Source organism: Verrucosispora sp. WMMA2121, assembly GCF_027460185.1.
Classification (GTDB): Bacteria; Actinomycetota; Actinomycetes; order Mycobacteriales; family Micromonosporaceae; genus Micromonospora; species Micromonospora palythoicola.
In genome coordinates, this window is the sequence record NZ_JAPZBH010000006.1 from 2,400,936 (window position 1) to 2,415,219 (window position 14,284).

General features: G+C 69.5%; 14 protein-coding genes. 8 read left to right on the forward strand and 6 right to left on the reverse strand.

The genetic code is table 11. From position 1 onward, the window contains the following. Positions 1 to 72 precede the first annotated feature (72 nt). Positions 73 to 552, forward strand: coding sequence for a methylated-DNA--[protein]-cysteine S-methyltransferase (locus O7605_RS19930; RefSeq protein ID WP_269740567.1), 480 nt, complete (start codon positions 73 to 75; stop codon positions 550 to 552). On the opposite strand, the gene O7605_RS19935 is transcribed toward O7605_RS19930, so the two are convergent. From O7605_RS19935 to O7605_RS19945, 3 genes are all read right to left on the reverse strand, one after another. Further along, positions 553 to 1,218, reverse strand: a complete 666-nt coding sequence (locus tag O7605_RS19935) for a hypothetical protein (protein WP_269740568.1) — start codon at positions 1,216 to 1,218, stop codon at positions 553 to 555. Positions 1,219 to 1,351: 133 nt separating this feature from the next. After that, the gene (locus O7605_RS19940; RefSeq protein ID WP_210822847.1) at positions 1,352 to 2,431 is read right to left on the reverse strand and encodes an inositol-3-phosphate synthase; all 1,080 of its coding nucleotides are present in this window, start codon (positions 2,429 to 2,431) and stop codon (positions 1,352 to 1,354) included. A gap of 23 nt (positions 2,432 to 2,454) precedes the next feature. After that, the gene (locus O7605_RS19945; RefSeq protein WP_269740569.1) at positions 2,455 to 3,093 is read right to left on the reverse strand and encodes a PadR family transcriptional regulator; all 639 of its coding nucleotides are present in this window, start codon (positions 3,091 to 3,093) and stop codon (positions 2,455 to 2,457) included. Between the two features lie 174 nt (positions 3,094 to 3,267). Here O7605_RS19945 and O7605_RS19950 point away from each other — a divergent pair, with 174 nt between their 5' ends. The 3 genes from O7605_RS19950 to O7605_RS19960 all read left to right on the forward strand — a co-directional run bounded on the left by O7605_RS19950 (position 3,268) and on the right by O7605_RS19960 (position 6,994). Further along, entirely contained in the window at positions 3,268 to 3,729 is a 462-nt protein-coding gene (locus O7605_RS19950) for a DUF5318 domain-containing protein (protein WP_164448785.1), read from the forward strand. A 196-nt stretch (positions 3,730 to 3,925) separates the two neighbouring features. Next, positions 3,926 to 6,811: a transglycosylase domain-containing protein gene (locus O7605_RS19955; protein ID WP_269740570.1), complete on the forward strand. Its 2,886-nt coding sequence runs from the start codon at positions 3,926 to 3,928 to the stop codon at positions 6,809 to 6,811. A 66-nt stretch (positions 6,812 to 6,877) separates the two neighbouring features. Continuing rightward, complete coding sequence (locus O7605_RS19960; protein WP_269740571.1) at positions 6,878 to 6,994, forward strand: DUF1697 domain-containing protein; 117 nt, start codon at positions 6,878 to 6,880, stop codon at positions 6,992 to 6,994. A gap of 67 nt (positions 6,995 to 7,061) precedes the next feature. Here O7605_RS19960 and O7605_RS19965 read toward each other — a convergent pair whose 3' ends face one another. Next, positions 7,062 to 7,496, reverse strand: coding sequence for a DUF2690 domain-containing protein (locus O7605_RS19965; protein ID WP_269740572.1), 435 nt, complete (start codon positions 7,494 to 7,496; stop codon positions 7,062 to 7,064). A gap of 525 nt (positions 7,497 to 8,021) precedes the next feature. Between O7605_RS19965 and O7605_RS19970 the strand changes: the two genes are divergently transcribed. Next, positions 8,022 to 9,554 (forward strand): glycosyltransferase family 87 protein, encoded by a 1,533-nt coding sequence (locus O7605_RS19970; protein WP_269740573.1) that lies wholly within the window; start codon positions 8,022 to 8,024, stop codon positions 9,552 to 9,554. Positions 9,555 to 9,566: 12 nt separating this feature from the next. On the opposite strand, the gene O7605_RS19975 is transcribed toward O7605_RS19970, so the two are convergent. Then, positions 9,567 to 11,798, reverse strand: a complete 2,232-nt coding sequence (locus O7605_RS19975) for a hypothetical protein (RefSeq protein ID WP_269740574.1) — start codon at positions 11,796 to 11,798, stop codon at positions 9,567 to 9,569. Beyond that, positions 11,795 to 12,586 carry a deoxyribonuclease IV gene (locus O7605_RS19980; protein WP_269740575.1) on the reverse strand — a complete coding sequence of 264 codons (792 nt, stop codon included), beginning with the start codon at positions 12,584 to 12,586 and terminating at the stop codon, positions 11,795 to 11,797. The genes O7605_RS19975 and O7605_RS19980 overlap by 4 nt, the downstream gene beginning before the upstream one ends. Before the next feature lie 510 nt (positions 12,587 to 13,096). Here O7605_RS19980 and rpsF point away from each other — a divergent pair. The 3 genes from rpsF to rpsR all read left to right on the forward strand — a co-directional run bounded on the left by rpsF (position 13,097) and on the right by rpsR (position 14,277). Continuing rightward, positions 13,097 to 13,387, forward strand: a complete 291-nt coding sequence (rpsF, locus tag O7605_RS19985; protein WP_093409369.1) for a 30S ribosomal protein S6 — start codon at positions 13,097 to 13,099, stop codon at positions 13,385 to 13,387. A 99-nt stretch (positions 13,388 to 13,486) separates the two neighbouring features. Next, the gene (locus tag O7605_RS19990) at positions 13,487 to 13,996 is read left to right on the forward strand and encodes a single-stranded DNA-binding protein (RefSeq protein WP_164448791.1); all 510 of its coding nucleotides are present in this window, start codon (positions 13,487 to 13,489) and stop codon (positions 13,994 to 13,996) included. 41 nt (positions 13,997 to 14,037) lie between these two features. After that, on the forward strand, positions 14,038 to 14,277 hold the full coding sequence (gene rpsR / locus O7605_RS19995; RefSeq protein ID WP_007073789.1) for a 30S ribosomal protein S18: 240 nt from the start codon (positions 14,038 to 14,040) through the stop codon (positions 14,275 to 14,277). Positions 14,278 to 14,284: the final 7 nt, after the last annotated feature.

A 14,284-nucleotide genomic window follows, 5' to 3' on the forward strand; every position in this document is an offset into this window, starting at 1 on the left:
CAACCCGGATTCCGGGACGCTCCGGCGGGCGCCGGTCTTTGCGGCCCGTGTTCAGCGGTGGACAATGGCGAGATGCGTTGGACGGTGCTCGACTCGCCGATCGGGGAGTTCTCCGTGGCCACCGAGGGAGACAGCGTCTGCGGTGCGCACTTCGGCCCGGTGGGCAACGGGGCGACCGAGCCCGCCGACGAGACCTCCCGGCGGGCGGTGGCGGAACTGCGCGCGTACTTCGCCGGGGAGCTGACCGACTTCGGAGTGCCGGTGCGCGTGCCGCGCGGCTCCGACTTCGAGCGGGCGGTGTGGCGGGAGATGACCCTCATCCCGTACGGCGAGACCCTCACCTACGGTGAGGTGGCCCGGCGGGTCGGTGATCCCGGAGCCGCCCGAGCGGTCGGAGTGGCCTGCAACCGCAATCCGATCCCGGTGATCGTGCCGTGTCACCGCATCATCGGCGCGGGCGGAAAGCTGGTCGGCTTCGGTGGTGGCCTGGAGCGCAAGGTCAAACTGCTGGAGCTGGAGGCCCGGGTGGCCCTGCAACGCGCCTGGTCCTGATCAGCTCGGCGCGGGCAGGCAACCGCCGTCGGCGATCCGAGTGCCGATCTCCACCGTGATGTCGTCCTTGCGGACGCTGCCGAAGACACATGCCCGGCCGGTCCACCCCGCGAAGATCAGCCCGCCGCCGGGGCCGAGGTCGAGGCGTCCGGGCGGGCGCACGGTGACGTCGGTGAGGCCGGTGTCGGTCACCACCCGCTCCACGGCCGCCTCGTCGGGTGCGTCCCGGCCGCCGGCGGTCAGCAGATTCAGGCCCTTGAGCACCTCGGCGGCACAGGCACTGGCACCGGCAGCCGTCGCGGGTTCGAGCGTGCCGCGCTGCCGGAAGGCGTCGTTGGCGGCCTGCTGACGGCGGAGCATCTCCTCGCGCGCCCGCTCGTCGGCCAGCGGATGTCCGGTGCCCAGCGGTGTCGGTGCAGTCGACGCGCCGAGCGGGTTCGCGGTTTTCGTCGCCACCTGCGGCGGTGTGGCCGCCGCGGCGGTACAGCTGGCCTCGGCCACCGACGGCAGGGGGTTGGGCGGCACGACATCGCTGCCGGACTCAGCCGCCGGACGGCTGCCCGGGACGGCACAGGCGGACAGGCTGGCGGTCAGCAACGCGCCCGCGAGCGCGGCGGCGATCCGGCGTCCCGACCTGGCGGCGTGCGTGGCGTCGGTGAACGGCACGGCGCTCAGCCTAGCGTTCCACCCTCGACCGCGCGGTCCGTGCGAGTGGCGCGGGTGGCTGGTAGGCATGACGACGGCGAGGGCCGGGTCCGGACGGACCCGGCCCTCGCCGGTGCTGCTGGTGGTCGGCGCGTCAGCGCTCGATCTCGCCGGCGATGAACTCCTCGACGGCGGCGTGCGCGTCGTGGTCGGCGTACTGCACCGGCGGGGACTTCATGAAGTACGACGAGGCCGACAGGATTGGGCCGCCGATCTTCCGGTCCAGGGCGATCTTCGCGGCCCGGACGGCGTCGATGATGACGCCGGCCGAGTTCGGCGAGTCCCACACCTCGAGCTTCAGCTCGGCGTTGAGCGGCGTGTCACCGAACGAGCGGCCCTCCAGGCGGATGTACGCCCACTTGCGGTCGTCCAGCCACGGCACGTGGTCGGACGGGCCGATGTGCACGTCGCTCTTGGCCATCTCGTGCGGCACCTGGGACGTCACCGACTGGGTCTTCGAGATCTTCTTCGAGACCAGCCGGTTGCGCTCCAGCATGTTCATGAAGTCCATGTTGCCGCCGAAGTTGAGCTGGTACGTACGCAGCAGCTCGACGCCCCGGTCCTCGAAGAGCTTCGCCAGGGCGCGGTGCACGATGGTGGCGCCGACCTGGCTCTTGATGTCGTCGCCGACGATCGGCAGGCCCGCGTCGGTGAACTTCTGCGCCCACTCGGGGTCGGAGGCGATGAACACCGGCAGGGCGTTGACGAACGCGCAGCCGGCGTCGATCGCGGCCTGGGCGTAGAACTTGTCGGCCTGCTCCGAGCCGACCGGCAGGTACGAGACGACCACGTCGACCTGCGCGTCGCGCAGCGCCTTGGCCACGTCGACCGGCGTGGCGTCCGACTCCTCGACGATCTCGCGGTAGTACTGGCCGAGCCCGTCGAAGGTCGGGCCGCGCTGCACGGTGACGCCGGTCGGCGGCACGTCGCACAGCTTGATGGTGTTGTTCTCGCTGGCGACGATCGCCTCCGCGAGGTCCATGCCCACCTTCTTGGCGTCGACATCGAACGCCGCGACGAACTGCACGTCAGAGACGTGGTAGTCGCCGAAGGTGACGTGCATGAGACCCGGGACGCGGTCGTTGGGGTCGGCATTCCGGTAGTACTCGACGCCCTGTACCAGGGACGAGGCGCAGTTACCCACACCGACGATGGCGACGCGGACGGAGCCCATCGCGTGTGCCTCCTTCTTCTTTGTCACGGCCGCTCTGTCCTGGTCTCACCAGGCGGAGGCGGGCTGTTGTCTTGTCGTGGGCCGCCGGCCGTCCCGTCGTCCGGGACCGTCGGGGCACGGCCGGAGCGCTCGTTGGCGATGAGCTCCTCCAGCCAGCGGACCTCACGCTCACAGGCCTCCAGGCCGTGGCGCTGCAGCTCCAGGGTGTACGCGTCGAGGCGCTCGGCCGCGCGGCCCAGCATGTCGCGAAGTCCCTCGCGACGTTCCTCGATCGTGCGGCGGCGACCTTCCAGGATTCGAAGTCGGGTCGCCTGGTCGGTTCGGGAAAAGAACGCGAAGTGCACACCGAAGCCGGTGTCGCCGTAGGTTTCCGGCCCGGTCTGTGCGATGAGCTGAGCGAAGCGTTCCTTACCTTCCGCGGTGATTTCGTAGACCACCCGACCTCGTCGGCTGGTCAGCGCGGGAACCTCCTCGGCGGTGGCGGGTGTCTCGTCGGCCTCGGTGATCCATCCCGCCGCCTGCAGCCGGCGCAGGGTCGGATAGAGCGAGCCGTAACTGATGGCGGCGCGGATCGCCCCGAGCTTGGCGCTGAGCTCCTTGCGCAGCTCGTAGCCGTGCATCGGGGCCTCCTGCAACAGGCCGAGGATGGCGAGTTCGAGCACCGGCCACCCTCCCTTTACCCTGTGCGTGAAGCGCTAACCGCCACGATGTATCGGACCGATACATCGCACCGTAGCGTCTCGTTCCAGTCTGGGCAAACCCCCGTTCTGATGTCCTCCGGTCACGGATCGTCACGGTGGTCGCCTCGTCAGATGAGACCGCGTACCCTTTCCCGCATGCGTACGCAGCGCCAGGTCGTCGACTACTCGCTCCGAAAGCGAGCGGCGCTGCGTGAGCTCCTCGCCGGCCGCGTCGGCACCTATGACCTGTGCGACGCGTCGCCCTACCTGAAGAACGCGGCTCGGTTCCACGGCGAGTCCACCGACGAGCGGTGCCCGATCTGCCGTAGCGAGAACCTGACCCTGGTCCATTACATTTACGGGGACGAACTCAAGCAATCGGCCGGCCAAGCCCGTAATGTGGCTGAGCTGACCGTGCTGGCGATGACGCTGCGTGAGTTCCAGGTCTTCGTGGTGGAGGTGTGCCTCGGCTGTGACTGGAACCATCTCGTCGAGCAGTACCTGCTCGGGCGGGACGGTCTGACCGGCGTCGCCGACGGCGACCCGGAGCACGGTGAGGCGAGCGGCATGACCGCGGACGGAACGGGTGTCCGGCGAAGGCGAGAGGCGCAACGGTGATTCGAGCTCGATCGGCCGGCCCCGGTCGCGTGCGACGCGGCTGGGGCGACCGACGGCTTGCAGGTCTGAATGGTCCGATTGATGCGGATCTGACGCCGGGACCACGGCACCCCCGTGCCGTGCTTCCAGGTGTCAAAACTCACGGCAAACCGGTGGCGGTGCGACCGCGCCCCACCGCGACGGCAGGGTGTGAGGAATGAACTCGTACGGCGATCCCAGCTCCTCGCGCGGCCGGGCCTGGACTCCAGGCCAGGACGACCCGGGGCAGGCGGACGACGCGTACCGCCGCCCGGGCGGTGAACCGCGCGGAGTCAACTGGTCGACCGGGCCGGATACCTCCGGCCCGTCGGCCCGTGCCTCGGTCGGCGGCCGTGCCTCGGTCGGCGGCTCGGCGAGCGTTCCGCCGCGGGGCGGTTCCGCCGGCGCGGCCCCGGTCGGCCGGGCCGGTCCTGGCCGCGCCTCCGTGCCGGGCTCGCCAGCCGTCCCCGGCCGTGCGTCGGTGCCGGTCTCGCCGGCTGGTCCCGGTCGGGCCTCGGTGCCGGTCTCGCCCGCACCGGGCCGCGCGGGCCGTGCCTCGGTGCCGGTGTCCCCGGCCGGGCCGGGTCGCGCCTCGGTCGGCGCCGCCGCCGTGGGCGCGGCATCGGCCGGTCGGGCGAGCGTCGGGTCGGCCGCCGTGAATGGCGTCGGTGGTCGGGCCGCGGTGGCCCGGGCGAGCGTCGGCGGCCCTGGCGGACCGGGTGGCCCCGGTGGACCGGGTGGACCGACCGGGCCCGGCCGCGGTGGCCGTGACCCGGGTGCGGCGGCCCGCGCCCGCAAGCGCAAGCGGATGAACATGCTGATCGCCGGCTTCGCGGTGTTCATCATGCTGGCCGGCATCGGCGTGGTCGGGTTCACCTACTACTCGACCAACGTGGTGCTGCCCAAGGAGATCCCGCTGCCGCTGTCCACCACCGTCTACGCCAAGGACGGCAAGACGCTGGTCGCCAGGCTCGGCAACGAGAACCGCACCTTCGTCACCATCGACAGCATCCCCCAGCATGTGCGCGACGCCGTGGCCGCCGCCGAGGACCGCAACTTCTACCGGCACTCGGGCGTCGACTACAAGGGCATCGCCCGGGCCGCCTGGAACAACCTCTCCGGTGGCGACAAGCAGGGTGCCTCGACCATCACCCAGCAGTACGCCCGCAACGCCTACGAGAACCTCCAGGACGACAGCTACGCGCGGAAGGTGAAGGAGGCGATCCTCGCCTCGAAGCTGAACGACAACTACACCAAAGACGAGATCATGGAGAACTACCTCAACGTGATCTACTTCGGTCGTGGTGCGTACGGCATCGAGGCGGCGGCCCAGACGTACTTCAACACCAGTGCGAAGAAGCTGACGGTGGCCCAGGGCGCGGTGCTCGCCGCGCTGATCAAGCAGCCCGTCGCCAGCGCCACGCACAAGGGGTTCGACCCGGAGACAAACGAGGTCGACGCGAAGTCCCGGTGGGAGTACGTCATCAACGGGATGGTCGAGGAGGGCTGGCTGAACGCCCCGGGCAAGCCGGAGCGACCGACCGAGTACCCGAAGGTCCAGAAGCCGAAGGAGAGCAACGGCTTCGGCGTCGCCTCCCCACGCGGCAACGTGATCAACTATGTGCGGCAGGAGATGGAGGAGTGGGGCCTGTGCACCAACTACGGTGCCGAGGGCAAGCCCAGCTGCGTCGACGAACTGCGTGAGGGTGGCTACCGGATCACGACCACCATCGACCCGAAGATGCAGAAGGCGCTGGAGTCCATCGCCCAGGTCGGTCGCAAGGGCACGTTCCTGGCGAACCAGCCGAAGAACCTGATGCCAGCGGTGGTGTCGGTTGATGTGAAGACCGGACGCGTGCTGGCCTACTACGGCGGTAACAGTGGCGCGAATTTCGACTACGCGGGTCTCAACACCGACCAGAACGGCAAGCTCGTCGGTGGCCATCCGCCGGGGTCGTCGTTCAAGGTCTACACACTCGCTGCGGCCATCGACGCCGGCATCTCGGTCAAGTCCCGCTGGGACGCCACCCCGTTCAAGCCGGATGGCTTCGAGAAGCCGATCGTGAACGCCAACCGCGACGTGCGGCAGAGCTGTAACAAGTCCTGCACCCTGCAGCAGACGACCGTGCTGTCGTACAACGTGCCGTTCTTCCACATCGCGGAGCAGATTGGCACGGACAAGGTCATCGACATGGCCCGTCGGGCCGGCATCCGCACCATGTGGGACGACAAGCAGCGGGCGCACGACCTGATCAAGAACAAGCCGGATGAGCTCGCGCCCAAGTACTTCGACCGGGTGGCCGCCTACGGCCAGTACCCGATCACTGTGCTTGACCACGCCAACGGCCTCGCGACCCTGGCCAACAGTGGCAAGTACAACAAGGCGCACTTCGTCCGGATGGTGGAGAAGCAGAACAAGGCAACCGGCAAGTGGGACAAGGTGCGCGGCACGGGAGAGAAGCTCGCGCCCAAGCAGGTGATCAAGCCGGAGGTGGCCGACGAGGTCACCGCGGTGCTCAAGGAGATCCCGGGCAAGAACAACGCCAGCGTGGGTAACCGCGAGGTCGCCGGTAAGACCGGCACCTGGGAGCTCAACAACACCGACAAGAACCAGGACGCCTGGATGGTCGGCTACGACAAGAACGTCGCCACCGCGGTCTGGATCGGTAGCCACGACACGAAGAAGCGGGCCATCGTCGACCGTGGCGGTAGCAACATCGGCGGTGGCACCCTGCCGGCGCAGCTGTGGAAGCAGTTCATGGAAGAGGCGCTGAAGGGTTACGACCCGTCCGACCTGCCGGACGTGACCGGACTTGGCGACGAGGATGCCGGTAACGGTGAGGAGCCGCCGCCTCCGCCGCCCCCGCCGGGTGGCGGTAACCAGCAGGACTGCAACCCTGTCGACCTGCTCTGCCAACTCCGTGGCGGCAACAACGGTGGGAACAACGGCGGCGACAACGGTGGAAACAACCCGATCACCCCACCCGATCGTGATCAGGGGCCGGGCGGGCCGGGTGGTGGGGGCGGCGGCCTGCTACCGCGCGGAACGACGAGTCGGGAGTAGCTCCCGCTGACACCGCGGGCGGCTGGAGAATGATTCCGGCCGCCCGCGACGCTGTACGGAGGGACGATGGCCCGGTACGCGGTTCTCCTGCGCGGCGTCAACCTCGGGAAGGCGAAGCGCGTCGGCATGGCCGATGAGCGCCAGCCCGGGCACAGCCGCATGACGCCGCCCAGCACCCGCTGACGCCACGGGTGGCCGGAGACAGTTCTCCGGCCACCCGTGGCGGGGTTGTCACGCTGGAACCGGTCGGCTAGTACCGCGCGGTGCAGTACAGGATTCGACGGTTCCCGGCTTCGTAGTCCCACTCGCTGTCGTACTGGTAGAAGCACGCGCGAGCGGTCAGACCCTTGTCGTTCACCATCATCGACCAGGTGCCCGACGAGTTCCTGTCGTCGACCGTCATCCGCAGCGTGCCGTTGGTGTTGTAGCTCTGCACCAGGACTCCGGAGAGCCAACCGAAGCTGCCGGTCTGCCGGGCCCAGGCGGTCCGGCAGAACGGGCTGTAGCGCAGCTCGACGTAGGTGGCCGTGTACGGCGTCTGGACGTCGATGAAGGAACACCGCATGGTCTTGCCATCGACGGTGGCGTAGTAGGTCTGTGGGTCCTTGCGGTCACAGGCGGACCCGCAGCCCGAGGTGGCGGCTGCCGCCGGTGTCGCAAATCCGATCAGTGCGGCGACCGCCATGACCGCGACCGTCCGGAGGCGTGCGGTCCACCGATGGGAAGCCGATCGCCGGCCGCCGGATGATGCCTTCATGTTTCCCCTCTCAAGGCTTGGCCTGATCGAGCCAGCTCGACCCGTCAGGCAGTTCTCCGGGCAGGCGCGGCGAGGTCGACGATCGTCACGGTGCGGGTGCTGGGCTGGCAGGTCTGCGACCAGCGTGCGATTGGCACGGCAGTCCCCCGATGCGACGATGAGATCCCCGTTTGCGCCCGGCTGATCGCCCGGGCCGTAGTCATTGCCGATCCGAATGACGTCCCTGTGCCGTGGCCACGACGACGGACACCGGCCCGACACCTATCGTGTCGGGTCGATGTGAAGATCGTAGGGCACCGGCCGCGCGTGCGGGGGGCACCAGGTTCGGCACGGTTCGGCGACGCGTACGCGTTCCGCTGTCGACCCCGCGAAGGCACCGAGGATCAACCGGTCCGTGGGTAGCGGCGGGTTTCGGCTTCTGCCCGCCCAAGGGATACGGCAGGATGCACGGTCATGAGCACGAAGTCGACGCCAGGCATCGATGGATCGGGTGCCCCCGATCACCCGTCCCGCTCCGACGGCTTCGTCCGGGGGCTTTCCGGTCTGATCGGTGGTCCGCTCGGCGACCACGCGGTCGCCCGCGACCGGCCCGTCGGCGCGGAGAACCGGTTCTGGACCGCGGTACGGATCGTCCTGGCGCTGACCTGCCTCACGTTGGCCCTGCACTGGGTGCAGAAGTCACCCTGCCAGGACGGCGCGTGGGTGAACAACGAGCAGTACACCCGCTTCTGCTACACCGACGTGCTCGCGCTCTACTACGCCGAGCGGCTCAACGAGGGGGCGGTGCCCTACCGGGACCACCCGGTCGAGTATCCGGTGCTGACCGGGTACTTCATGGGGGCGCTCGGGCTGCCGGTCCACTCGGCCGGCGACGGCAACCCCGACATGAACCAGGGTCAGTGGTTCTACAACCTCAACGCACTCGTGCTCGGTGCGCTGGCGGTGGTCACCGTGGCGGTGATCCTGGCGCTGCGCCGTCGGCGCCCGTGGGACGCCGCGCTCTTCGCGCTCGCTCCGGCGCTGCTGCTCACCGCCACCGTCAACTGGGATCTGCTCGCCATCGGGCTCGCCGCGTTGGGCCTGCTGGCCTGGGCACGCTCCGGACCGGGCCCGAAGGGTACGCACCTGGTGGCGCTCTCCGGAGTGTTGCTCGGGCTCGGTGGTGCGGCCAAGATGTGGCCGCTGTTCATCCTCGGGCCCATCCTGGTGCTCGCGATACGGGCCAACCGGATCCGGGCCGCGCTGCTGTCCATCGGCACGGCGGCGGTGACGGTGGTGCTGGTGAACCTGCCGGCGGCCATTCCGTACCGGGACAACTGGGACCGATTCTTCGAGCTGAACACCACCCGCCCGATCGACTGGGGCACGTTCTGGTACATCGGTCGCTACCTGGACGGGAAGTTCGGCGACCCGGCCAGCGTCGGACCCTTCCAGTGGCTCGACGCCAACATTCCGACGCTCAACTACCTGTCGTACGCCCTGTTCGGGCTGGCCTGCCTCGGCATCGGCGCACTGGCGCTGCTGGCACCGCGCCGCCCCCGCCTCGCCCAACTCGCCTTCCTGGTGGTCGCCGCCTTCCTGATCTTCAGCAAGGTCTGGTCGCAGCAGTTCGTGCTCTGGCTGCTGCCGCTCGTGGTGCTCGCCCGGCCCCGGTGGGGAGCGTTCCTCGTCTGGCAGGCCGCCGAGGTCTGCTACTTCATCGCCTTCTACGGCCAACTGCTCGGCGCGTCGACCGGCACGCCGGTCTTCCCGGAGGGCGTCTTCGTGTTCGCCGCGAGCCTGCGCCTGGCCGCCGTGGTCGCCCTGGTCGTCCTGGTCGTCCGCGAGATCCTCGACCCGGAGCAGGACGCGGTACGCCGCACCTACGCCGACGACCCGGACGGCGGCCTGCTCGACGGCACCCCCGATGCCTCCTGGCTGGACCGATGGCGAAGCCGCCGATCAACCGTCGAGCCGACCCCGACGCCGGTGGCCACCCCCACGTGAGCCGACGCGCGTTCAGAGACGGAAGACGACGACGTCGCCGATCTCCTCACGGGTGATGCCCAGCCCGTCGACGGGTGCGTCGACGCTCACCTCCCACGGGGTGCCGGCGATCTTGTCGCGCAGCACCAGGACGTTGTGCACGCCCAGCGTGCGCAGGTAGTCGACGCTGGTCTGGTCGGGGAAGGTCATGGCGACCCGGCGCGCGTCTTCCAGCTGACGTGGGGTGAAACCACTGCCCCCGTTGACGATGTCCTGGAACCGGGTGGTCGACCACAGCATCACCGGCTGGTCGTGGTTCTGCCCGCTGGGCAGCACGAGCAGTGGGCCGTCGACCGAACGCATCGCCGCCGGCTGCGCCGGCACCACCGGATGCGGTGTGGTGTTGGTGCCCTCGGCGATCACCAGCAGCAGCGGCACCAGGGTCGCCAGACGCAGCCAGGGGCTCGGCCAGGAGGGGATCCGCTCGGCGTAGATCTCCCGGACCCGCACGGCGAACGCGCTCACCGCCCCTGCAGCGAGCAGACCGAGCAGCAACGTGGCCCACAGCATCAACCGGCCCGGGGTCCGGATGCCGCTCCAGCCGGGCAGGTGGTCGAAGAGTGGCACGTAGGTGAAGCGACCGCCGAACAGTTCGGTGCCCATCGACAGGGCCATCGCGACCAGCACCCCGGCGAGCAGCAGGAGTCGTTGGCGGACCTTCCAGATGGAGAAGAACAGCCCGCCGAGGGCGAGCGCGTACAGCACGAAGCCGGGCAGCAGCGTCATCTCCGGGTGCCACGGCAGCAGCGACCGGGCACCTTCGTGCAGGCCGCCCCAGAGGCGGGACTCGCCCGGGGCGGTGACGAAACCGGTCGCGGGCGGCGAGAAGACGGCGATGTCGTCGATCGTCCGCTCCGCGTTCGGGTGCAACTGCGCGACGGTGAAGTACGGGATGGCCATCAGGACGCCCACCCCGGCGAAGATCAGCCCGCCGATCAGGTCGGCGACGAACAGCCGCTGGCCGAAGGGGCGCTTGAGCCGCCAGAAGATCCGCTTCGCGTACCAGATGACGACGGCCGCCAGGACGACGCCGGCCAGCACGTACGCGAACGGCAGACCGATCCCGAAGCCGAGACTGAGTTGCCAGGCGGCCACCAGCCAGCCGGCGTACACCCAGCCCTCGTGCCGGCGCTCCGGCCGGTAGCCGTGCCGCAGCGACCAGCCGTGCCCGCGAGCCAGCATGGCCAGCGCCAGCGGAATGCCGCCGTTGGAGACCACGTGCAGGTGGCCGGCCTGGGCCAGCAGCCACGGCGCGTAGGTGTAGGCGGCACCGGCCACGGCGGAACCCGTCCGGCTCGCGCCGAGCTGCCGGGCCAGCACGTACGCGCCGAAGGTGGCGAGGGCGTGCGCCAGCACGAACATGATGTTGTAGCGAACGAGAGCGGCCTCGGGACCGCTGCCGATCATGCCGGCCGGCGCGTACCCGAGCAGGGTGTCCGAGAAGGCGAAGCTCCACCGTTCGGGGAAGAACGCGTTGGCGTGCCAGAGCTGGGCCGGTTCGGTCAGCAGGATGTGCCCGGACCAGGCCATCTGCCAGGCCTGGAGGCTCGGATCCCAGTAGTCCTGCGGCAGCGTGTGTGCCGGGTAGCGCAGCGTCGGCCAGGTCATCAGCACGGCCAGCGCCAGTGACGCGACGGCGGCCAGCGTCCACTCGTGGATCAGCAGCCGGCCGACCCGCCGGCCCAGCCGCCCGTACCAGGTGGGCACCGGCTCGGGGGCGGGCCCGAAAGCGGCCCACGGGTCCGGCTTGCTCTCGCCCTCCGTGGAGGTGCCGTCGGTCTTGGCGCCACCCTCGGCCGGCTTGCCTGCGGTAGCGGTCTTGCCCGCGGCAATCTCGTCTCGGTCGGCAACCTTGCCTGTGGGGGCCTTCTCTGCGGCGTCCGGCCCGGTGCCGGCGTCTTTGCCCGTGCCGGCGTCCTTGCCCGTGCCCGCGTCGGTAGTCCTAGGAGGGACGGCTGGATCCGCTGGGGCGTCTGCGTTGCTGCCCGGAGCATCGTCGGCGCTGATGCGCTTGCGCGTCGCGCGAGTCGCGTCGGCCGGACCGTTGCCGGTGGGCTTGCCCTGGTCGGCGTCGTTGAAGGCGCTCGCCGGGACACCGTTGGGGTCGCGCCGGCTCTGCGGGTCGGTGGACGCCGGGCTCCCGGTGTCCCGAGCGTCTTGCGAGGTCGGCCTGGGGCCACCGGAGGCGGACTGGTCCGTGGTCATCGTGCTCCGGTCTTCCCGTCGAGCTGTCCACGCAGGAAGGCGATGTCACTACCCTGCCCCTCGACCCCGCCGGGTGTCTCGACGATGACCGGCGCACCCGCCGCGCGGATCACCGCGACCAGGAGATCCGGGTCGATGGTCCCGCTGGACAGGTTGTCGTGGCGATCCCGCCCCGACCCGAACCCGTCCTTCGAGTTGTTGGCGTGCACCAGGTCGATCCGACCGGTGATCGCCTTCACCCGATCGACCAGACCGAGCAGTTCCTCCCCGCCGGCATGCGCGTGGCAGGTGTCCAGGCAGAAGCCGACCTCCTGGTCACCGATGGTGTCCCAGAGCCGAGCGAGCGCATCCAGCCGTCGCGCACACGCGTTGTCACCACCGGCGGTGTTCTCGATCAGCACCGGAAGCCCGAAGCCGCCCGACTCGGCCGCGTACGACAGGGCCTTGCGCCAGTTGTCGAACCCGGTCGCCGGGTCGTCACCGGCGTTCACGTGCCCGCCGTGCACGATCAGGCCTTTGGCGCCGATGGCGGAGGCCGCCTTCGCATGCGCGAGCAGCAGTTTGCGACTGGGGATCCGGATTCGGTTGTTGCCGGTGGCGACGTTGATGACGTACGGCGCGTGCACGTAGACGTCTACGTCGGCACCGCTCAGCACCGCCGCGTCGGCGCGGGGCTGCGGCGCCTTCCAGCCTTGAGGGTCGGAGAGAAAGAACTGCACGGCGTCTGCCGCTCGGGCGGTCGCCTCCGCCAGCGGGTCGGTCGGATCGACGTGGGCTCCGATACGCATGCAGGCGAGCCTACGTCCCGCCTCGGACGGTCGGGGCGATGCCCGCTGTCCGGCCGCGTCACCGGCACCGACGGTAGTCGTTGATACCAATGGATCCTCCGGTCACGGCGACCCGACCGGAACTTCGCAGGGAAATTGTCGGTAATTCCAGGATTTGCCCCGTGAAGCACCGGCTTCCACGATAACGTCAGGTAACAACGTGATAAAGCTCCGCGGGGCGTCTCCGGTCCAACCTCATCGGTGTGGTCGTTCCTCCCCAGGTCCCACCCAAGGAATGCGGACCAGGCGCCCCGCGGCCCCGTGGCCGGGGGTCCGCGCCGACAGTGACGTCGGCGCGGACCCCCGGTTCGCCTGCCCCGTCACCTCGGTGATGGTGATCGTCGGGGCCGGGTATCCTGGTCCGGTTGTCCGTCCCCGGTCGGGTTCCCCCGGTGCCGGAACGGGCCACGACGCACGACCTCCTGCCACGGAAGGACCGTGGCCGCATAGCCCACAGGAGGTGAGCACGTCTTGCGTCATTACGAGATCATGGTGATCCTCGACCCCAGCCTCGAGGAGCGCACCGTCGCCCCGTCGCTCGACACGTACCTGAATGTGATCAGGACCGCGGGTGGCTCGGTGGAGAAGACCGATGTGTGGGGCCGCCGGCGCCTCGCCTACGAGATCAACAAGAAGGCCGAGGGCATCTACGCCGTCATCGACCTTCAGGCGACGCCGGAGGCGGTGGCCGAGCTGGACCGCCAGCTGCGGCTCAACGAGTCCGTGCTGCGTACGAAGGTCCTCCGGCCGGAGATGCGCTAGCAAACCCACCCCGGCCCCACCCGGATCAGCCTCACCGTCACCGTCGGAGGGTTCTGAGAACCTGTACGGCGGAACGGATGAGCGCGCGAGGAGTTGGTCATGGCAGGAGACACCACCATCACGGTCATCGGCAACCTGACCGATGACCCCGAGTTGCGGTTCACCCCCTCCGGTGCCGCGGTCGCCAAGTTCCGGGTCGCGTCGACGCCCCGGTTCATGGACAAGGCGTCCGGTGAGTGGAAGGACGGCGAGCCGCTGTTCCTTTCGTGCACCGTCTGGCGGCAGGCCGCGGAGCACGTGGCGGAGTCGCTACAGCGCGGCGCCCGCGTGATCGTCTCGGGTCGGCTGCGTCAGCGGTCCTACGAGACCCGCGAGGGTGAGAAGCGCACCGTCATCGAGCTGGAGGTCGACGAGATCGGCCCGTCACTGCGCTACGCCACGGCGAAGGTGCAGAAGATGTCCCGGTCCGGCGGCGGTGGCGGCGGCTTCGGTAGTGGTGGCGGTGGTGGCCAGGGCGGCGGAGGCAACTTCGACGACCCCTGGGCTTCGGCCGCACCGGCTCCCGCACGTTCGGGTGGCGGCAACTTCGACGAGGAGCCTCCGTTCTAATGGCGCCGAGCGCCCGTGATCGTAAACCAGGAGCAAGAGCAATGGCGAAGGCTGCGGCACTGCGCAAGCCGAAGAAGAAGGTGAACCCGCTCGACAAGGACGGGATCACCTACATCGACTACAAGGACACCGCGCTGCTGCGCAAGTTCATCTCCGACCGCGGCAAGATCCGCGCTCGGCGGGTGACCGGCGTCACCTCGCAGCAGCAGCGGCAGATCGCGCGTGCGGTCAAGAACGCCCGTGAGATGGCGCTCCTGCCGTACACCGCGACGGCCCGCTGAGAGAGGC